Annotated in this window: 16 protein-coding genes and 1 pseudogene; all 17 read left to right on the plus strand. The window is 37.4% G+C overall.

Going from position 1 to position 21,395, the window contains the following annotated elements:
- Window positions 1-74 precede the first annotated feature (74 nt).
- On the plus strand, window positions 75-1,724 hold the full coding sequence (hcp, locus tag AC4PID_RS10020) for a hydroxylamine reductase (RefSeq protein WP_492131869.1): 1,650 nt from the start codon (window positions 75-77) through the stop codon (window positions 1,722-1,724).
- A gap of 129 nt (window positions 1,725-1,853) precedes the next feature.
- The gene (locus tag AC4PID_RS10025; protein WP_492131870.1) at window positions 1,854-3,614 is read left to right on the plus strand and encodes a sensor histidine kinase; all 1,761 of its coding nucleotides are present in this window, start codon (window positions 1,854-1,856) and stop codon (window positions 3,612-3,614) included.
- Window positions 3,607-5,178: a response regulator gene (locus AC4PID_RS10030; RefSeq protein ID WP_492131871.1), complete on the plus strand. Its 1,572-nt coding sequence runs from the start codon at window positions 3,607-3,609 to the stop codon at window positions 5,176-5,178. The genes AC4PID_RS10025 and AC4PID_RS10030 overlap by 8 nt, the downstream gene beginning before the upstream one ends.
- A 157-nt stretch (window positions 5,179-5,335) precedes the next feature.
- Window positions 5,336-6,661 (plus strand): ABC transporter substrate-binding protein, encoded by a 1,326-nt coding sequence (locus AC4PID_RS10035; RefSeq protein ID WP_492131872.1) that lies wholly within the window; start codon window positions 5,336-5,338, stop codon window positions 6,659-6,661.
- Window positions 6,662-6,761: 100 nt separating this feature from the next.
- A complete protein-coding gene (locus AC4PID_RS10040) occupies window positions 6,762-7,649 on the plus strand; it encodes a carbohydrate ABC transporter permease (protein ID WP_492131873.1) in 888 nt (295 codons plus the stop codon).
- A 1-nt stretch (window position 7,650) separates the two neighbouring features.
- Entirely contained in the window at window positions 7,651-8,505 is an 855-nt protein-coding gene (locus AC4PID_RS10045; RefSeq protein WP_492131874.1) for a carbohydrate ABC transporter permease, read from the plus strand.
- 4 nt (window positions 8,506-8,509) lie between these two features.
- Window positions 8,510-10,750, plus strand: coding sequence for an alpha-galactosidase (locus AC4PID_RS10050; protein WP_492131875.1), 2,241 nt, complete (start codon window positions 8,510-8,512; stop codon window positions 10,748-10,750).
- 80 nt (window positions 10,751-10,830) lie between these two features.
- Window positions 10,831-11,667: a Cof-type HAD-IIB family hydrolase gene (locus tag AC4PID_RS10055; protein WP_492131876.1), complete on the plus strand. Its 837-nt coding sequence runs from the start codon at window positions 10,831-10,833 to the stop codon at window positions 11,665-11,667.
- Between the two features lie 130 nt (window positions 11,668-11,797).
- Window positions 11,798-12,916: a 3-dehydroquinate synthase gene (gene aroB, locus AC4PID_RS10060; RefSeq protein WP_492131877.1), complete on the plus strand. Its 1,119-nt coding sequence runs from the start codon at window positions 11,798-11,800 to the stop codon at window positions 12,914-12,916.
- Window positions 12,909-14,165 (plus strand): 3-phosphoshikimate 1-carboxyvinyltransferase, encoded by a 1,257-nt coding sequence (gene aroA, locus AC4PID_RS10065; protein WP_492131878.1) that lies wholly within the window; start codon window positions 12,909-12,911, stop codon window positions 14,163-14,165. Before aroB ends, aroA begins: the two co-directional genes overlap by 8 nt.
- On the plus strand, window positions 14,155-15,252 hold the full coding sequence (aroC, locus tag AC4PID_RS10070; protein ID WP_492131879.1) for a chorismate synthase: 1,098 nt from the start codon (window positions 14,155-14,157) through the stop codon (window positions 15,250-15,252). The genes aroA and aroC overlap by 11 nt, the downstream gene beginning before the upstream one ends.
- A gap of 991 nt (window positions 15,253-16,243) precedes the next feature.
- Window positions 16,244-16,573 (plus strand): annotated as a pseudogene (locus tag AC4PID_RS10075) (methyl-accepting chemotaxis protein); the annotation flags it as partial.
- Window positions 16,574-16,595: 22 nt separating this feature from the next.
- The gene (locus tag AC4PID_RS10080; protein ID WP_492131880.1) at window positions 16,596-17,480 is read left to right on the plus strand and encodes a branched-chain amino acid ABC transporter permease; all 885 of its coding nucleotides are present in this window, start codon (window positions 16,596-16,598) and stop codon (window positions 17,478-17,480) included.
- An 8-nt stretch (window positions 17,481-17,488) separates the two neighbouring features.
- Window positions 17,489-18,475, plus strand: coding sequence for a branched-chain amino acid ABC transporter permease (locus AC4PID_RS10085; protein WP_492131881.1), 987 nt, complete (start codon window positions 17,489-17,491; stop codon window positions 18,473-18,475).
- Window position 18,476: 1 nt separating this feature from the next.
- Complete coding sequence (locus AC4PID_RS10090) at window positions 18,477-19,286, plus strand: ABC transporter ATP-binding protein (protein ID WP_492131882.1); 810 nt, start codon at window positions 18,477-18,479, stop codon at window positions 19,284-19,286.
- Entirely contained in the window at window positions 19,279-20,007 is a 729-nt protein-coding gene (locus tag AC4PID_RS10095; protein WP_492131883.1) for an ABC transporter ATP-binding protein, read from the plus strand. The genes AC4PID_RS10090 and AC4PID_RS10095 overlap by 8 nt, the downstream gene beginning before the upstream one ends.
- 107 nt (window positions 20,008-20,114) lie before the next feature.
- Window positions 20,115-21,386 carry an ABC transporter substrate-binding protein gene (locus AC4PID_RS10100; RefSeq protein WP_492131884.1) on the plus strand — a complete coding sequence of 424 codons (1,272 nt, stop codon included), beginning with the start codon at window positions 20,115-20,117 and terminating at the stop codon, window positions 21,384-21,386.
- Window positions 21,387-21,395 lie beyond the last annotated feature (9 nt).

Consider the following 21,395-nt stretch of genomic DNA (forward strand, 5'->3'; position numbering starts at 1 on the left):
ATCTATTCTCTGGGGTATAATCGGGTTGTAATGAAGTTAACGAATTCACAATTAGAAAATAAGGAGATCGGGATATGAGTATGTTTTGTTATCAATGTCAAGAAGCAGCGGGTGGCAAAGGCTGTTCGAAAATTGGTGTCTGTGGTAAAACAGATGATGTTGCAAATTTACAAGACTTATTAATCTTTACTTTAAAAGGTGTATCAGAGTTCAATCAACAAGCACGTCAAGCGGGCTTAAATACAGAAAAAGCAGATCATGTATTATTGGATGGTTTATTTGCAACTATCACAAATGCAAACTTCGATGGCAATGCAATCAAAGATAAAATCGAAGGCGCTTTGGCAGTTAGAGAAGAAATTAAATCGACTCTTTCAACTGCTGGAAAATTAGAAGAAAAAGCTTACCATGATTCAGCAGTGTGGTCATCAGACAGAGCTGGATTTGAAGCGAAATCTTTAGAACCACAAGTAGGTGTTCTTGGCACTGAAAATGAAGACGTAAGAAGCTTAAGAGAATTGATCATCTATGGCTTAAAAGGAATGGCAGCTTATGCAGAGCATGCTGCTAACTTAGGACACAAGGATCAAGAAATTTATACGTTCATTGAAAAAGCGCTTTTAGCGACGATCAATGATGGATTATCAGCAGATGAACTAGTAGCGCTTACACTAGAAACTGGAAAATATGGCGTTAACGTTATGGCTCTTTTAGATACTGCTAATACAAGCACATATGGTAACCCTGAAATTACAGAAGTTAATATTGGCGTAGGTAAAAACCCAGCGATCCTAATCAGTGGTCATGATCTTAAAGATATGGAAGAACTTTTAGCACAAACTGAAGGTACTGGCGTAGACGTTTACACACATAGTGAAATGTTACCAGCGCATTATTACCCAGCATTTAAAAAGTACAGCCATTTCGTAGGCAACTACGGTAATGCTTGGTGGAAACAAAAAGAAGAATTTGAAACCTTCAATGGACCAATCGTATTCACAACTAACTGTATCGTACCGCCACTTGCAAGCTATAAAGACAGAGTTTACACAACTGGTTCTGCTGGCTTTGAAGGCTTTAAGCACATTCCTAGCAGAGTTAATGGCGGCGCTAAAGACTTCAGTGAAGTTATCGCTCATGCAAAAAGATTACCTTCACCAACAGAGATTGAAACAGGCAAAATCATCGGTGGTTTTGCTCACAACCAAGTACTTGCACTAGCTGATAAAGTAGTAGATGCCGTTAAAACTGGCGCAATTAAGCAGTTCTTTGTAATGGCAGGCTGTGATGGTCGTATGAAGTCAAGAGACTACTACACTGAGTTCGCTAACGAGCTTCCAAGTGATACAGTGATCTTAACTGCTGGCTGTGCAAAATACAGATACAATAAGCTTAACCTTGGTGACATCGGTGGTATTCCAAGAGTACTTGATGCTGGACAATGTAACGACTCATATTCATTGGCAGTGATCGCACTTAAACTTAAAGAAGTGTTTGAATTAAATGATATCAATGAATTACCAATCAGCTATAACATCGCTTGGTATGAGCAAAAAGCAGTTATCGTACTTTTAGCTCTTCTCTACCTAGGCGTTAAAAACATCAAGCTTGGACCAACATTACCAGCGTTCTTATCGCCAAATGTTGCAAATGTCTTAGTAAATACTTTTGGTATCAACGGTATTTCAACTGTAAAAGAAGACATCGTTCAATTCTTAGGATAGTGAGTAATGCAATAACCTTGATATCCAATATCCAAATGGTCATCGTCATATAGACGGTGACCATTTTTATTTTCATTTTGGAATTTATGCGATATGATGATATGGAAATCTAAAAAATTAGAGGCGTATATGTTTTTTAAAAATTTATCCATAAAAAGAAAAATTGTATATTTATTTTTACCAATTGCCATCTTACCGATGCTACTATTTGCCATTATATCCATGAACATCTATGAAAATGCATTTATCGACAGAAGTTTAGAAAGCATGATGGATAACAATCAGTTAATCGTGAATCGAATGGACGGTATTTTGTCTGAAGCAGAAGGCAGTGCAACGTATCTTACATTAAGTATTAATAGAATAGTCAATAGTAATGAGTTTGGAGGCTCGTTAAGCAATGAGATCAAGTTCTTCAATCTGATTTCAAATGAGTTGAGCTATGCCAAACTCATCTATAAGCAGGTGGATTCGATTGCATTTATCGATACCTCAAATAAGCTCTATTATTCTGATTATGCGCTTCAAAATAATAAAACTGGGTTAATAGTGTCACCAATGATACAGTCTTTAAAAGCCACAACAGGTTACAGCCAGTGGTTTGAAATGGACACCCGTGATTTTCTTATAAAAGAACCCAATAAAAAAGTACTCACACTTGGTAAAAAAATATGGAACATCAATTCCGGTGAAACATTAGGCTATTTATTTGTCAACATTAGTGAAGATGCATTTCGTTCAATTTTTTCTGAGCAATTGGCTTATTATTCTATTTATAACAATCAGGATGAGTTGGTCATTGAATCTGAAGCTGCCTCATCTTCAAGTGAAAAAATTGCATTTTTAGGCTCAGATAAAAATTCTAACATCCTTAATCAAAATGAAGAGAAGATATTAGTAACAAAATTGGACTTCTCGCCATTGAATTGGCGTATCGTCAGTGAAGCAAATTTGGATTTATTCATACAAGACCTGAGTAACATCATTTTACTACTCATCTTTTTATTGATTACAATCATCATTCTAGAAATCACGATGACACTTGTGATCAACCAGTTGATCACTTCACCTATTTTAAAGCTTAAAAAGGGTGCTGAGGAAATTTCAGAAGGTAATTTCAACTTCAAGTTTAACATGAGAACCAATGATGAAATTGGTATGCTCGCAAAAAGCTTTAATACCATGGGCAATCGTGTGGATTTGTTGATTAAAGAGGTTGCAGGTGTCGAAGAGAAAAAACGACAATACGAATTGGCACTATTACAGCAGCAGATTAAACCTCATTTTTTATATAATACCTTAGACATTATCTTAAAGTTATCTCAAATGGGTCAGGCGCGTAAAGCACAAATGGTCACAAGAAGACTGGGTGAGTATTATCGAAATTCTCTGTCTGGTGGCGCTGATATTGTGCGGATAGAAACTGAAGTGAAGCTAACAGAAGATTACTTATCACTTCAACAGCTACGCTACCCAGATTTGTTTGAATACAAGATTGATTTACCTGAGAAAATCGCGTTAATTGATATCCCAAAGCTCACACTTCAACCTATAGTCGAGAATGCAATTGAACATGGTTTTATAAACGGGATAGATAACGGTATTATTGAAATTTGCGCAAGATGTATCTTTGAGGACATGATTGAAATCATCGTTGAAGATAATGGCGTAGGTATATCCGAAGAGAGGGTCACAAAGCTTAATGAGATGTTTGTAAACACCGAAGCCATCAATGAAGTTTATAGTATAAAGAGCTTTGGGCTTAAAAATATCAATCATAGATTGAAATTGCATTGCGGGAATGCATCGGGCATCACAATAGAAAGTGAGCCAAATGAATATACTAGAGTGATTATTAGATTACATGCTAAAGGAGTACACTGTGATTAAAGTGATGATCGTGGATGACATGCCAATATTTTTAGATTATTTAAAAACAGCTATTGATTGGCAGTCCTATGGCTTTGAGCTGGTTTGTGAAGCTAAAAATGGCGTTGAAGCGATTGAAAAACTAGAAATATACAAACCTGATCTCGTGTTATCAGATATAAAAATGCCCTATATGAATGGTCTTGATTTAACCGAAAGAATCAATGAACTTTCTCCTGAAACATTGGTTGTTCTGATTACAGGCAATAGTGAGTTTGAGTACGCAAGAAGGGCTTTGAGATTAGGCGTTGTGGATTATATCGTAAAGCCATTTGAAAAAGAAGAGTTGATTTTAACTTTATTAAACTTACAGGATAATATCAATAAAGCAATTGAAATTGAGCAAGATCGTTCTGATGAAATCAGTGTGAAAAAGGAACGCGTTTACCGTGCTTTAATTTATTCTAGAGAATTATCAAACGAAACCCTTGAAGAGCTTGCAAACTCAAATGTTAATATTAATCCGAATGAAAGTCATTACATTTTGGCAGTAGAAGTCGAAGCCAACCAAGATAAACATATGACCTCAGAGCTTGCAATGAACTGGAAACGATTGATTGCGCCACTTTACTATGATTTCATGGAGAGCGAGCTGAAAAGAGTCTATTTTAGTGATTATGAGGGTAGAATTATCTTCATAATGGCAGTTAACACAGCTTCATCCTCAAAAGTCGATGAAGATGAAATTCGATATTTCATAAAGTTCGTTCAAGAAAAGACGATGATGGGCATATCGGTAGGGGTAGGTAAAGTCCATCAAGGATTAAGCGGTATCAGACAATCGTATCTAGAAGCAATAAACGCTTTAGGGCACAGATACCAAAACAGTTCTAACTCCATTTTATATTATGATGCCATAACCACTGAAGAAAAAACTTTTGGGTTTTATTCGGCAGAGATTAATGAAATCATACTCAATCATTTACATCAACGTAATTATGATTTGACCTTGGAGGTTTTGGAAAGTGTTTTTGTTGAAGCCGATATCAAACACTTTTCAGAAGGCTACAAAAAGATGATCAATATGAGTTTGATTAGTCTACTGTTATCCTATATCGTGAAAGCTGGGCGAGACATTGTAGAAATCTATTCAGAGGATTTTGATCCCTATCTGGTAATTAACACGCAACAAGAATCAGAGCAAAGAAGATTTATCAAGGTCATATATAAAAAGGCCTTTGATTTCTTAAACGCACATAGTATTTCGAGGACAGGCCAAATTGCTAGAGAGGCTCAAAATTATATATTGGAAAACTATTCAAATGCAAAATTAAGCATTGATGAATTGTCTAAGCACCTATTGGTCAATCAAACTTATCTAAGGAAAATGTTCAAATCAGAGTTTGGAACGACGATTTCAGAATACTTAACCTCTGTAAGGATGGATAAGGCTAAACAACTGATTCTCGAGGGGAGATACAAGCTTGCATCTATTTCAGATATGGTAGGCTATAATGATCCAGGATACTTTAGCAAATGCTTTAAGAACCATTTCGGCAGTTCACCAAAAGAGTTTTTTAGTTGATGATTTTAAAGAGTTTCTTTTTTAATACAAAGAACTCTTTTTTTTTGAAAAGTACAAGACTATTTTGAATATTCCATTCTAACTGGTGATGGGTTCGACTATAATCAGTCATGTCAACGTCTAATCTAGACGAAAAAAGGATAAGGGAGAGAATCAAATGAAAAAGGTTATATCATTAATGCTAATTTTATTGCTTGTATTAATGTCTGTTGCAGGATGTAGTTCAAATACAACCGATACAACAGAAACTACGGCAGCAGCAATAAGTGAAACACAACCAGCGACAGAAGAAGAAATGGTTACTTTAAAGATTTACGCTCAATATTCAGATGACGATACAAAAATTCCTTATGATTATGCAGTAGCAGAGCTTGCTAAAGACTATCCTAACGTTAAACTTGAACTCGATATTCAAGCGCAAGATGATGGACAAAAGCTACAAACATATGCTGCTACTGGCAATTTACCTGATATTTTTCAAGTTGGCTTATCGCAAATAGAAACGTTTAAAGAATCAGGCAATATTATGGTTTTAGACGATGTTGCAAAATCAACTGGTTTTCTAGACAGAGCACATCCAAGTGCAAACAATATTATTTATAATGAAGATGGTCACATCTATGCATTCCCATATGCAGGTAACGAGCTTGTATTATGGTATTACAACAAAGCTTTATTTGAACAGTACAATGTAAAAGTACCTGAGACTTATGAAGAACTTTTAACCGCTATTAAAGTATTTAATGACAATGATATCGTTCCAATGTCAATTTTCGCGAAAGAGAAGTGGATCACAACCGCTATGTATGACGTATTAGCAACTCGCTTTGATCCACAAGGCATCGCAAAGTTAGACGCTGGTAAAGGTAAAGCATCTGAGGAAGCTTATACAAAAGCAGCAGAGACTTTAAACGAATTAGTAAAAGCGGGTATGTTTGCAGATGGTGCAACCAATACAAACTATGACCAAGCTGCAGCTTTGTTCTATGAAGGCAAAGCAGCAATGTTTTTAAATGGACAATGGGAAATTCAAGCGTCAACAGAAAAATTGGGTGATAACGTGGATTGGATGTGGTATCCAGTAATGCCTGGTTATGAAGCGAACCAATACGCTTTAAGTGGCGGTGGCGCACCAGGTGGTTATGCAGTTAATCCAAATTCTGAGCACAAAGAGTTAGCTGCTGAAGTAGCTGCATATATCTCAGAAAAATACTGTGAAGCAAAATATATGTACAGAGGCAATCCAATTTTAGCAGTTAAAGTGGATGAATCAATTCAACCAGAAACACCATTCCCAGCGATGATGGACAAGTTGGATAAAGCTTTAGGAACGATTACATCTACAACTAAGTTTGCTTGGGGTTTATCAAATCCATTATTTAAAGTTGCAATCGAAGATCAATCACAATTTTTAATGACAAAGGATTATACACCAGCTGAATTTATAGAAGAACTAGATAAAGTAATCGATAGAATGGAATAATATTTAATAAAGTTGAAGTGAGGCTGTCTTAAAAAGAACAAATGGTTTTCTATTTTGTTCCCCAAGAGGCAGCCTTTTTCTATGAGAAAGGAAATAATAAGTGAAGAAATTTTTTGGAAATAAAACGGCGATATTGATTTTCACATTGCCAACCCTCATTCTTTTTACATTAATGGTTTTTTATCCGATTCTTCAGGTTTTTTATAAGAGCTTCTTCAAATGGAATGGCTTAGGGGCTGGCACATTTATTGGATTTGATAACTTTATCAGACTATTTGATGATAAGTTGTTTTTCCTCAGTAATAAAAACGGTTTTATCTTTGCGGCAGTCATCACCATTTTTCAGTTGACGATGGCCACTGTCCTAGCAATTGCTGTATCTACTTTGAAAATGAAAGGTAGAAACTTTTTTAGAATTGCATATTTTATTCCCGTTGTATTATCTGTCACCGTCGTTTGTCAATTGTGGCTATCCATCTACAACTCCGATTATGGTTTGTTAAACCGTTTCTTTGAGACTTTGGGATTGAACTATCGACAAAATTGGCTAACCGATCGAAAGGGCGCTATTTTTGCTATAGCCGTGGTCAATGCATGGCAATGGATGGGCTACCAATTTGCTCTGATTCTAGCGGGCATTAAATCTATTCCAACCTCATATTATGAAGCGGCTCAAATAGATGGTGCATCAGCAGTGAAAGCACATATGAGAATTACCATGCCTTTATTATCTGAAACATATAAGTTTTGTCTACTGATTTCTGTAACAGGAGGTATCAAAGCTTTTACTGAAATGTTTATTATGACCAGTGGTGGTCCAGGAACCTCTTCGTATACACTCACTTATATGATGTATTCCGCTGCATTTAGAAGCAATGAATTTGGATATGGCTTGGCGGCAGCTAGTGTTTTAGTCTTGGAATGTCTCATGGCAATCTTGGTCATTAACTTTATTTTCAAGACAGAACCGGAAGTAGGAGGTGAATAGTATGGAGACAAGAAAGAGACATAAAAAAGGATTTAAAATTTCTGAATGGCTATTCAAAGGCTTTCTTTGGATTTATGCATTCATATCTCTTTACCCTTTGGTATGGATGGTACTTTATTCATTTAAAAATAATGAGGAAATTTTTGTTAGCAACCCCTATGGTTTACCTAAGATTTTTAGAGTAGAGAATTATATCAATGCATGGTCACAGTATAACGTGCCAAGATATTTTATGAACAGCTTAGTTGTTGCGATTGCAACTGTGGCGTTCACCATAGTAATGGCAATGATGTTTGCCTATGCAACCAGTCGTATGAAGTGGAAAGGTAGAAATTTCGTTAGAACCTATGTTGCTTTAGGGATGTTCATACCCGTTCAGGCGGTTTTGATTCCGGTAACTAAAATGGTACAAGGAATTGGATTATCAGGTAGTCACTGGGCGCTGATCGTACCTTATACCGCTTTTAACTTATCCTTTTCAACCTTGGTATTCTATGGCTTTTTTGTGGGCTTACCGATTGAGTTAGAAGAAGCGGCTTGTATTGACGGCGCTAATATCTTTCAAACCTTCTTCAAGGTAATTGTACCAACTGTTACGCCAGCAATAGCAACTCTATCTATCTTCACATTTTTAAACTCGTGGAATGAATTTATACTTGCCAATGTTTTAGTATTGGATCAAAACTTGAAAACGCTGCCACTTGGTATCTTATTTTTTCAAGGGCAATTTACAACCGACTGGGGAGCAATGGGTGCGACGATGGTAATCGCCAGCTTACCGACAGTTCTCGTGTATACACTATTCAGTAATCAAGTTGAAAAAGCAATTACCATCAGTGGTTCTGTGAAGGGATAGTAAAATGAAGATAGAGTTTGATATAAAAGAGCAGATTTTTCATCTGTCAAATCAAAAGATCAGTTATGTAGTAGGCATTCTAAAAAATAGTCATTTGGGACATTTTTATTATGGTGAAGCCATTTGCGGTCCACTTACGCAAGACATTTTTAGAAAAAATGTAAATAGAGGGCTGACAAACTATCTTTATGAAGGTGAATTTGATTTTTCACTATCACATGAAAAATTAGAGTATCCCAGCTATGGAACAACTGATTACCGACAACCCGCCATGATGCTCACCGATAATCGCGGATCGAGAATTGTGGATTTTAAGTATATAAAGCATTTTATTTTTGAGGGTAAGCCTGAATTAGAGGGCTTACCAAGTACCAGAGGTGATGCATCGAATTGCAAAACATTAACGATTGTTTTAGAGGATTTGACGTTATCGAGTGAACTTAGGTTGAATTACACGATTTTTAATGAATTACCAATCATTTCAAGATCAGCGAGCCTTCACTATTATGGAGATTCAAAGTTATCCATTAATCAATTAATGAGTATGAACATCGACTTTTATGACTCGGAATTTGATTTTCTTCACTTACATGGCGATTGGATTAAGGAGCGTCATATAGAACGGTACCCTCTACATCGTGGTGTGCAATCTATAGAAAGCAAACGCGGTGCATCAAGCGCTATTCATAATCCTTTTGTAGCATTGGTTCGTCCGTCCTGCACAGAGCATTTGGGTGAAGCATACGGTTTTGCATTGGTTTATAGTGGTAATTTTTATATTGGAGCAGAAGTCGATTCTGATCGTCATACGCGGTTGAGTATGGGAATAAATCCATTTCAATTCCAGTGGACCCTCAGCAAGGGCGATGTATTTACTTCACCAGAAGCGATTCTAACCTATAGTAACAAGGGATTAAATGAGTTGAGCCAATCATTTCATAGATTGATAACGCAACATTTGATTGATCCAAAGTACAAGGGCAGAATGAATCAAATTTTAGTGAACAATTGGGAAGCAACCTACTTTGATTTTAATGAGCAAAAATTACTTGAAATTGCCTCTGAAGCGAAACAGTTAGGAATGGAGTTATTTGTTCTTGATGACGGCTGGTTTGGTGATCGAAACTCTGATCGATATGGTCTGGGGGATTGGTGGGTGAACAAGAGTAAACTGCCTGATGGCATCACTGGTTTATCTGATAAAATACATGAAATGGGTCTACAGTTTGGTCTATGGATAGAACCAGAAATGGTAAACAAAAATACTGAGCTATTTAAAGAACATTCTGACTGGGTAATTGGCGACCCGTATAGAAATCGATCGCATGGACGAAATCAATATGTACTCAACTTTGGACAGCCAGAGGTAGTGGACTTTATATTCAAGCAATTAATCGAGGTACTAGATGATGCAAAAATTGACTATATCAAGTGGGATATGAATAGAAACATAACGGAAGCCTATTCGTATATACTTGGTAGTAGTCAAGGTGAGCTGTTTCATAGGTATATTCTTGGTGTGTATGCGTTATATAGTCGATTATTAGACCGTTATCCAGATTTGTTAATAGAGTCATGTGCAGCAGGTGGTGGTAGATTTGATATGGGAATGCTTTACTTTGCCCCACAAACATGGACAAGTGATAACTCGGATGCCATTGAGCGCTTAAAAATCCAGTATGGAACGACTATGCTGTTTCCACTCTCGACTATGGGTGCACATGTAACCGCTTCGCCAAACCATCAGGTAAAGCGAAACACGAGCTTAAAGCTAAGAGCGGATGTAGCATATTTTGGCTCCTTTGGTTATGAACTTGATTTAACAAAGCTGACAACTAATGAAAAGATCGAAGTAAAAAAGCAAATTGCTTTTTATAAAAAAAACAGAAACACATTTCTTAATGGTACATTTTACAGACTGATTAGCCCTTTTGAAGGTGATGGTAATGTGACTGCTTGGCAGGTTGTTAGCAGTGATCTTAGAAATATTATATTGGGCTATTATCAAGTGTTATCGAGACCAAACGATGGCCTATTTAAGGTCAAACCCGTTGGACTTGAGCCAAGTGCATTATATAGTGTATCGTGTTTAGAAAGACCAGTATCCGGTAGTTTTCTAATGCATTCTGGAATCCTCATGAAGCCAGCTTTCAATGGGATCGAAAGTACGGAAGAATATGACGGAGATTTTCAGTCGCGTCTCATTATGATAGATAAGGTTGATGACTCTAAACAAAGTAGATAAATTTATTAACAAAAAAGCAACATGCTATAAATTGTAATGGTTTCACCTTTAGGGTATACTGTACGGGTGGAGGTGAAATCATGAACAAACCTATTAAAGTCATTATTTCAGATTTAGATGGCACTCTCCTAAATGCAGAGCACACCATTAGCGATTATAGTAAGAAAGTGGTAAGGCAACTTGCAGAGCATGATATTAGATTTATCATTGCCACTGGAAGACATTTAAGAGATGCAAGTAAAATTAAAGAAAAATTAGGCGTAAACGCTTATTTGATTACAGCAAATGGCGCGACGGTTGCAGATGAAGCTGGCAACTTAATCTATCAAGCTTCAATTCCTTCAGAAGTTGTAAAAGATATCTTATCCATTGAGGTGGAAGAAGGCGTCTATAAAAACCTCTATCAGGGCGATCACTGGCTGATGGAAGAAAACGATAAAGTGTTTGATGAATACTACCAAGAAGGCGATTTTGCATTTACACTCTGTCGCTTCGAAGATCGTTACGGACACCCAACCAATAAAATCTTCTTTACGACAAAGGATTATAGAAAATTAGAAGAAGTTGCTAAAATCGTGTCGGAAAGACATGGTGATATTGTTGACTTAACATTTTCAATGCCAGAATGCCTAGAAATTATGCCAAAAGGTGTCAACAAAGGTGCTGCTATTTTAGAGACTTTGAACCTACTTGGTGTTTCAAAAGATCATGTAATTGCATTTGGCGATGGTATGAATGACGTCGAAATGCTTCAAGTAGTAGGAAAAGGTTATTTGATGGGGAATGCGACTCCTAAGCTAGTCGAGAGTTTACCTAAACACGAAATGATAGGTAAAAACAGTGAGGATGGCGTTGCAAGACATATTGAAAAGCTATTAGATCATTCGGTGAAAACACCTCATAAAGCGGTAGTGTAAACGCTTTGTTAGGTGTTTTTTACATGAAAAAAATCTTTAGGTTTCCTTTCAAAATGATATACTAGATAGAGATGCATGATGGAGCAATAACGGTCATGCAGATAAACCTTTGTATAAGAAAGAAGGCATTATGATAGTAAATCACACGCCTGCAATAACACTAGAGTTAAAGCAAGGTAGTTATCCAATATATATTGAAAATCACTTGATTAAAAAAGGTCTGATAAAGTCACTTATTGATGAAGTTAATGACAAAGAAAGTATCGTTATAACCGATGCAACCGTATATCGTCTTTATGCTTCTTTTCTTCCAAAGGATCGAGTCATCGTCGTTCCAGAAGGAGAATCCTCAAAGCAGATCAATGTCTATACAGAAGTGGTAGAAAAATTAGCCACCTTAAATTTGAATCGCCAGAGTCGTCTAATCGCTTTTGGCGGTGGCGTGGTTGGCGATTTGACTGGATTTGTTGCAGCGACATTTATGAGAGGTATCTCATATATACAAGTCCCTACATCGCTCATGGCCATGGTTGATAGCAGCATAGGCGGCAAGGTCGCTCTGAATCTAAATCATGGTAAAAACATGATTGGCAGCTTTTATCAGCCAGATGCAGTCTATATCGATCCTTCTTTATTATTGACATTGGATCAATCGGAATGGATTAACGGCATGGCAGAGGTGGTCAAATACGCTGTCGGGTTTGATGTAACACTTTTTAATCTTCTAAAAAACCAGTCATTAGAGACTTTAATGTCAGATGAAACGTTGATCCGTCAAATAATCACATCATGTGTGAAAATAAAATGTCAAATAGTCTCTGAGGATGAGTTTGATAGAGGGATTCGTAATTATCTCAATTTTGGACATACATTAGGACACGCTGTAGAAACTTTCTACAATTATACGACTTTCAAGCATGGAGAAGCGGTTGCTATTGGCATGTTTCTTAAAATGAAATTAGCACTATTAAATAACCAGATATCGCAGACCGATTTTGATGCTATTTCGGATATTTATAAGCGCTACCAGTTACCGACGTATTTTGACCCGAATGATTCTGAAGCCGTATTTGAACTTATGGCAAGAGATAAAAAACGCATAACAGATGCTGTGGAATGGATTCGGTTTGAAGGTATAGGTCATCTAGCTAAAGGACGTGATCCGTTAAGCTGGCTGATGGCAACTTTTTCGATTGTTTTAAACGAGGTTGTAAAAGAAGTTGTAATAGAAGGTGAAAAAGATGAATAATCAGATCCAGATTACACCGAGTCATTTGAATGGAGAAGTATTCATTCCACCTTCCAAAAGTATGAGTCATCGTGCAGTGATCTGTGCAGCACTGGCAAAAGGAACTTCAAAGGTTGAAAATCTTATCCTTTCAGAAGATATAAAAGCATCAATAGAGGCTATGAAGCAACTTGGTGCACAAATATACCTCGATTTTAATACATTAAACAACCGATTTGTTGCCAATATATTAGGAATAAAAGAGCCTGCAGCTGGTCCTTTGACCATAGACTGCAATGAATCTGGATCGACTGCACGTTTTTTGATTCCTTTTTTTCATATGACACAGAACAATGTTACTTTTAAGGGTGCTGAGGGATTAATGAAAAGACCCTTTGGCCCCTATTTAGCGCTTTTCGAAAGTCAAAAGATTCAGTTTGAAAGTAACTTTGGCGCACTTCCTATCACAGTTTCAGGAAGCTGGCAACCGGGAGAATACGAGCTTGTTGGTAATGTTAGCTCACAGTTTATCACCGGTCTTTTATTTATGTTGCCCCTACTAGAAGGTGACAGTCAGATAAAGATTAAACCGCCTTTTGAGTCGATGGATTATGTGAAGCTTACCATTAGTTGTTTAAAAAGGTTTGGCATTGAAATTGAATGGAAGAATGAATTAACTTTAGGAGTTAAAGGCAATCAATCCTATCAGCCAGCAAATTATTGGGTTGAGGGAGATTACTCTCAAGCTGCATTTTGGTTAGTGGCAAATGCAATTGGTAGTCAAATAGAGGTTAAAGGACTAAACGCAGAATCTGAACAAGGTGATAAAAGGATTATTGAAATCATTGAAAAAGTGACGCAGCTTAGCGCGTCTGAAGACTACTTAGCTATCGATGTCAGTCAATGTCCTGATTTAGTTCCGATCATAGCAGTTCTTTGCTCGGTTAAATCTGGTTTGTTTCGGATTACTGGAGCGGAACGTGTGAGAATTAAGGAGTCCAATCGTCTATTAGCAATAGCGTCTGAACTCAATAAATTAGGTGCATTAATCAGTGAAACTGATGATGGTCTTGAGATTGTCGGCAATAGGCAGTTGACTGGCGGGATCGTTGAAGCGTGGCAGGATCATAGAATTGCTATGGCGCTTGCAATTGCAGCAACTTGTGCAAATGGTGAGGTTACTATATTAGGAAAAGACAGTGTTAAAAAATCTTATCCAGAGTTCTGGAAGGATTATCGTGCGTTAGGAGGTGTACTTAGTGGCGAGTAGCATAGGGAGTTCAATAAAGTTAACTTTGTTTGGTGAGTCACACGGACAAGGTGTAGGCTGTGTGATAGATGGTCTACCCCCAAACTACAAACTGAACAAAGCACTCATAGAAAAACGTCTCAGTCAACGCAAACCAGGACAAGCTCTTACAACGCCTAGGGCAGAGTCAGATGAGTTTGAAATATTAAGTGGTTATTTCAACGAGAAAACCACAGGAGCGCCACTTACCGTGTGGTTCGTTAGTGGTAATACACGTTCCAAGGATTATGAAGCTGTAAAACATGTCTTTAGGCCTGGACATGCTGATTATGTTGGACATATAAAATCTGAAGGTGCAAACGATTACCGAGGAGGTGGTCATTTTTCAGCAAGATTAACGGCACCATTGGTTTTTGCAGGTGCCATTGCTGAGGATTTACTGAATAAAAAAGGCATTCAGATTGTGGCACATATTTATCAAATCGGTAGTGAAAAATCAATTTCACTATCGAGATATGGAATTTATAATGAGGATTTGGAAAGACTGAATGATGCTCCTTATGGTATTTATCCAGATGCAAAGATGCGATTGTTGGATGTTGTTGAATCCGCTAGAAGTCAAGGCGATTCAGTAGGAGCAATTATCGAAACTTCAGTTTTTGAGCTTCCTATAGGCTTAGGTGCCCCTTTTTTTGATTCAGCTGAAAGTCAATTATCTCATGCCTTGTTTTCAATCCCAGGAATTAAGGGAATCAGTTTTGGAGATGGCTTTGATTTTGCATCAAAATTAGGTAGCGAAGTGGTGGATGCTTTTGTCTTAGATCACCTAGGTCGAGTTCAAACCAATGCCAATCACAATGGTGGTATCAATGGTGGGTTAACCAATGGCATGCCATTGACGTTCAAATGTGTTTTAAAGCCGACCGCATCTATCAGTAAAACACAAAATACTTTGGATTTTAAAACAAAAGAGATGACTGAACTTAAAATTGAAGGCCGACATGATCCGTGCATTGCTCTTAGAGCGGTGCCTATTGTCAAGGCTATGACTGCATTGACGCTAATTGATATGATGATGGCGCATCAAAGCGCTTTTTCTGATGATTGATAGCTGTACACCGATTGGTCAAAAATTTGTACATGACAATAAACTTATTTCAGAACTCCTATTAATTAGATAAAAAAATGGTTTCATTTCAATAAATTAGGAGATGATATGGTATTGAAAAAAAGTTTAAATTTGGCTGCAAGACAATCAAATCAATAGGTTCTGTGAATTGTACACAGAGCACGTTAAATATCATAAAAAAGCGACTTAATATGAAATTGACATAAATGTGATAGCGAAATGAAATGAGATTCAAGCAAAAATGAAACAAATATTGACAGTTGTCCATTTATTGTACATAAATTTGTACACAATTTGGACATCTGTCAATTTTTTTATCATAAATTGTAAAGCTTTTATTAATAAAGTCGAGTAAATGCACGTTTTTAAGTGCAAGATTTAAAGTGAATATTTTGGCATAGGAATTGCTAGTATTAATGACAAGGAATGCAGGAAATAAACAACTAGAAATTAGGAGCTAATTATGATCACGGATATTTCCCAAAATTCAACGATGCAAGTGTTCAATGAGATCATACCTTTGTTGAATCTTCTAGTCGATGAAAAGCTCATGGTCGGAATCAATAACACTGAGCGCTGCCTAAAGTTCTTCACGGGAACAGCGGGAACAGTACAGTCGGAGGAACAGTCGTTACTTAAAAAAGGCTCTGCAGCCTATGACAGTATACAGACGGGTAAGCTCGTTCACAAAGTAATTCCTAAAGAGGTTTTTGGATTTCCTTACAAGGCAATCGGCTATCCAGTATATGACGAAAATGGCATCGTCGTTGGAGCGATTGGCTTTGGCGTCAGTCTTGAAAAGCAAAGTCAGATGGAAACACTAAGTACTACTTTATCTGTAGCCTTAGATAAACTATCTACATCTTTCCGCGAGGTTTCTACAAATATTCAGAGTGTTGTAGACCGTAATATCGATATTGGAAGAGACGTCGTTGCTTCTAGAGAATCAACTGAAAAGACAGATGAAATTATTAGTTTCATCAGCAACATTGCAAACCAGACGAATTTGTTGGGATTAAATGCAGCGATTGAGGCTGCAAGATCTGGCGAACACGGTCGCGGTTTTGGTGTTGTAGCAGAAGAAATTAGAAAGATGTCAAAATCGAGTAAGGATTCTGCAGACTTAATTAAGAATACTTTGACCCAAATCAAAGGTTCTATTGGCAACATTGAACGCAAAATTCACGATAATAACGGAATCTTTAGTATGCAGACCGAAGCATTAGAGGAGATTTCAAAATCGGTTGAGGCGCTCAATGAAAGTGCTAAAACGCTTGAAAGCCTTGCAAAGCAGTTTTAGTTAAGAAAAAACATTAGATGAGGTGAACATTTTGAGTACTTTTATTCAAGTCATTCTGCGTAGCTTAGAGACTGGGAGTATATATGCACTCGCAGCACTAAGCATCATCATTATTTTTAGAACATCCAATATCGTTAACTTTTCTCAAGGTGCGGTTGCGATGTTCAACACATTCGTCGTTACCTACTTATTCAACACAATGGGCATTAACATTTGGTTAGCAGCTCTTGGTGGTATCGTCAGTGCGATTCTAATCGGTATACTGATTGACCTAGTAGTTATTCGACATACTAAAAAAGTTCATCCCGAAGCTAAGCAGATAATTACGCTGGGTATGATCATGATCGTTTTAGGAATCGCACCACTCATCTTTGGTGTAGATCCATTGAGATTACCGAGACTGATTGAACAGGGTAACCTTTCAATTCTCGGAGCAGACATTTCCTACAACGGTATTTTTAATATTTTCTTTGGTCTACTTGTTATGGGTGGGCTGTTTGTAATTTTACAAAAAACAAAAATTGGATTAGCAATTCGTTCTACTGCTTCTAACGAGCATACTGCGAGACTGATGGGCGTACCAACCAAAACTGTTACCATGGGTGCTTGGGCAGTTGCCGGTGTACTAGGCGTTATCTCAGGTGTTATGACAGCACCGATGACCTCTGTAACCCTTCACATTATGGATGACGTTCAATTAAACGCATTAATAGCGGTTGTATTGGGTGGCTTCCAGACGTTCTATGGTCCTGTAGTTGGCGCATATATCATCGGTATTGGAAGAAACTTATTACTTTACTATGGTAGCTCAGTTTGGGGTGGACAGATTTTATATATTCTAATCTTAGTATTCTTAGTGTTTAGACCTCACGGTTTATTCGGTAAGAAAATCATTAAAAAGGTGTAGGTGAAAAGATGAAGAAAATAGTTAAAAATCCTTACTTACATTTTGTCCTTTTAGGTTTGATATTAGCACTTGTGCCTACATTGGCAAAAATGGGACTAATGAAGACGAGTTATTTAACAACTCTTGGTGGAACCTTTATTTTCGCAATTGCGGCATTAGGACTTAATATTTTACTTGGTTATTCTGGTTTGATCTCTTTAGGTACAGCAGGCTTTATGGGTTTTGCTGCATATTTATCGGCATATTTTACAACCGATTTGGCATTACCTTTTGAGTTGAGTATCGTCTTAGCGGTTGTCATTCCAACTTTATTAGGTATACTAGTAGGTCTGGTATCACTTAAAATTGAAGGTATTTACCTTGCAATTGCCACTCTTGCTGTTTCTGAAATTCTCAAAAAGACTTTTGAGGAGTTTGACTTCTTTACAAACGGCTTCAGTGGTAAGACAGCCCAGTATCCAACACTTCTTGGCTCATTTGAGCTAGACCGTGCAGGTACCTATTATTTTGTCGTAGTCGTATTGATCCTGGTTATGCTTTTAACTTACAATCTCATGAATGGTAGATTGGGTAGAGCATTAAATGCCATGAGAGGTAGCGAAGCCGCATCTCAAGCAATGGGGGTTAATCTTTTAAATCACAGACTTATTGCTTTTGCTTTAGCTACAATGTATGCAGCAATAGCAGGTGTACTTTATGTTCACTTTGTTAAATACTCATATCCGACAATTTGGTCGCTTAACTTATCCCTTAACTTCCTTGCGATGATCGTTATCGGTGGTCTTAGATCCATCTATGGTACCTTACTTGGGGCGTTTATCGTATTTGCGGTACCGGATTTACTATTAAAACAAGTGCCGTTTTTCAGTGATTTATCGTATGTTTTAAACGGTATTCTCATCATCGTCGTTATCATATTCTATCCTAACGGCTTGGTGCATATGTTTACTGACTTAAAACGCTTTATAGTAAAACTGGTAAAAGGAGAGAAATAGTATGCAAAAAAATATTGACGGCTTAGTACTCAAAGTCGATGGACTTTCCATAGCATTTGGAGGCTTAAAGGCTGTAGACAATCTCTCTTTTGACATCAAAGAAAATGAAGTCTTTGGATTGATCGGACCAAATGGTGCTGGTAAGACAACGGTATTTAACTGTATCACACAGTTCTATAAGCCAAATTCAGGAGATATCTTATTTAAAGATAGAAATGGATCGGTGCACAACCTACTTGAGAAAAACGTGCATGACATCATCAAGCTCGGTTTGGTCAGAACCTTCCAGAATGTCGAGTTGATTAGAGAGTTGAGCATTATTGATAACGTATTAATCGGTGCTCATGTGGATTTTAAATCAAACATCCTTGATCAAGCACTGAGATTGCCAAGAGCTAGAAAAGAAGAAAAACAATACAGAGCTGAAGCGATGCGCGTACTCAGTATCTTAGGCATCGAAGATAGAGCAGATGCACCAGCTGGTGGACAACCTTATGGCGTTCTTAAAAAGGTAGAGTTTGCAAGAGCGTTAATGTCTAATCCAAGATTGATCATTTTAGATGAACCAGCAGCGGGTCTCAATGATGTTGAAACAATTGAGTTGTCAAAGTTGATTCGTCGATTAAGAGATGAGCTTAACTGTTCAATCCTTCTAGTTGAGCATGATATGAGACTGGTAATGGAAGTCTGTGATCGTATCTGTGCGATTTCTTTTGGTAAGTTCCTAGCAGTTGGAACACCTAAAGAAATCAAAGAAAACAAAGATGTGCAAGTTGCATATCTTGGAATCGAGGTAGATGAAAATGCGTAAAGATAAAAAGACAGCGTTGTCAATTAATGGCCTGGTTGTAAGATATGGAGCTGTAGAAGCCTTAAAGGGCATCGATATCGAGGTTAAAGAAGGCGAAATCGTTGCGCTTCTCGGTGCAAACGGTGCCGGCAAAACATCCACTTTAAGAACGATTTCTGGTTTGGTTGAACCCGCTGAAGGCACTATTAAACTGTATGATGAAGACATTGCTAAAAAAGAAGCTGAAAAAGTTGCTGCTCTTGGTATTGCACAGTCTCCTGAAGGAAGAGCGGTGTTTAGAGATTTTACAGTAGAAGAAAATCTTAAAATTGGCGCGTTTACCCTTCGAGATAAGGCACAAATTGCAGCCAACTTCGAACGTGTTTATAAATATTTTCCAGTCCTAAGAGAACGTAAAGCACAAGTTGCATCGACACTCTCAGGTGGTGAACAACAGATGCTGGCAATTGCAAGAGCACTGATGAGCAGCCCTAAAGTCCTTCTTCTAGATGAACCTTCACTTGGGCTAGCACCATTAATCGTTCAAGACATTATGAAGATAGTAAAAGAAATCAAAGAAGAAGGAACAACCGTAATTATCGTTGAGCAAAATGCAGCTCAAACACTTAAAATTGCAGATTATGCTTATCTTCTTGAATTAGGTCAGATTAAGACACATGGTCCAGCGGATCAGCTTAGAAATGATCCAAAATTAATCGAAGCTTATCTTGGTTCTCATTAATTAAAGGTAATAGAGTAACATTTAAACTGGTATTGAGTCGGATTAAATCCCAATCCCGACTGAATATAAATTACAGATTTAGACTCATAAGAGGAGGAGTAAGAAAAATGAAAAGATTTTTATCGCTTTTATTAGTTTTTGTTATGGTTTTTTCATTAGCTGCTTGTGCTAAGAAGGACGAACCAGCTACAACTGAAGCTACTACAGCTGCAAATGGTGAAACAGTGGCAACAACAGAAGAACAATTAGAGTGGGCTCAAGGTATCACTGATACAGAAATCGTCGTAGCAAACAGCGCGGCAACTTCTGGTGCATTTGCACCTGTTGGCGTTCCATTTAACGCTGGTATTGAAGCTTATTTCAAAATGATCAATGAAGCTGGCGGTATCCAAGGCAGACAAATCGTTTTCAAACATGTTGATGACGAGTTTGACCCAGTTAAAGGTAAAGCTGCATTAACAAGCTTTGTTGAAGATGAAAAAGTATTTGCAATCGTAGGTCACTTTGGTACACCTGTAGTTGCAGCTACTATCGAAGATCTTAAATCTTATGGTATTCCAGCGGTTTACTTTGCAACTGGTATCGGCCAACTTTATAACGAAAATGCAACTGGTTCAGATAGAAACATCTTCCCAGTTCAACCAATCTACAAAACAGAAGGTAAAATCATGGTAGCGCGTGCTGCTGGTGACTTCGAAGCTAAAAAAATCGGTATCGTTTATACAAATGATGATGCTGGTAAAGACTTACTTTGGGGCGCTCAAGAAATGGCAAAAGAACTTAGCTTAGAATTAGTAGAGCAACAAGTTGCTGCTGGTGCTACTGACGTTTCTTCTGCAATTACAGCAATTAAAGATGCGAATGTTGATTTCGTAATCGTTGCTGCTATTCAAGCAACTTTCCCAACAATCGTTAAAGAATTGGCTGCACAAAATGTTAATAAAGACGTTATCACAACTTACGTTAACGTTTCTCCAGTTATCGCTCAAGGCGTTGTAAATGAAATCGCTGGAAAATTTGATGTTTATGGTAATGGTTGGGTTTCATTTGAAGGTGAAAGAGCTAAAGCTTTAGAAGAATTCCAAAAATATGCTGTTGGTTATGAAACTAACGTATATGCTATGACTGGTTGGATCGCTGCTTACTTCTTTGTAGAAGGTTTAGAAAGAGTTGATGGCGTAATCACTTGGGATAAATACATGGATGCATTAGAATCTGCTCCAATCATGAACCCATTTGGTGGAGAAATCAACTATGCTGACGGTTTAAGAGCAGGTACACAAGAAATGAACCTTTCTAAAATCGATCCAGAAAACAAAGATGGCGCTTGGTTACCTGTAAAAGACCTTGCATCAATCAACTCAATCTTAGGAAACTAATTAATAGAA

This window comes from Fusibacter sp. QWL-12 (genome assembly GCF_058683495.1).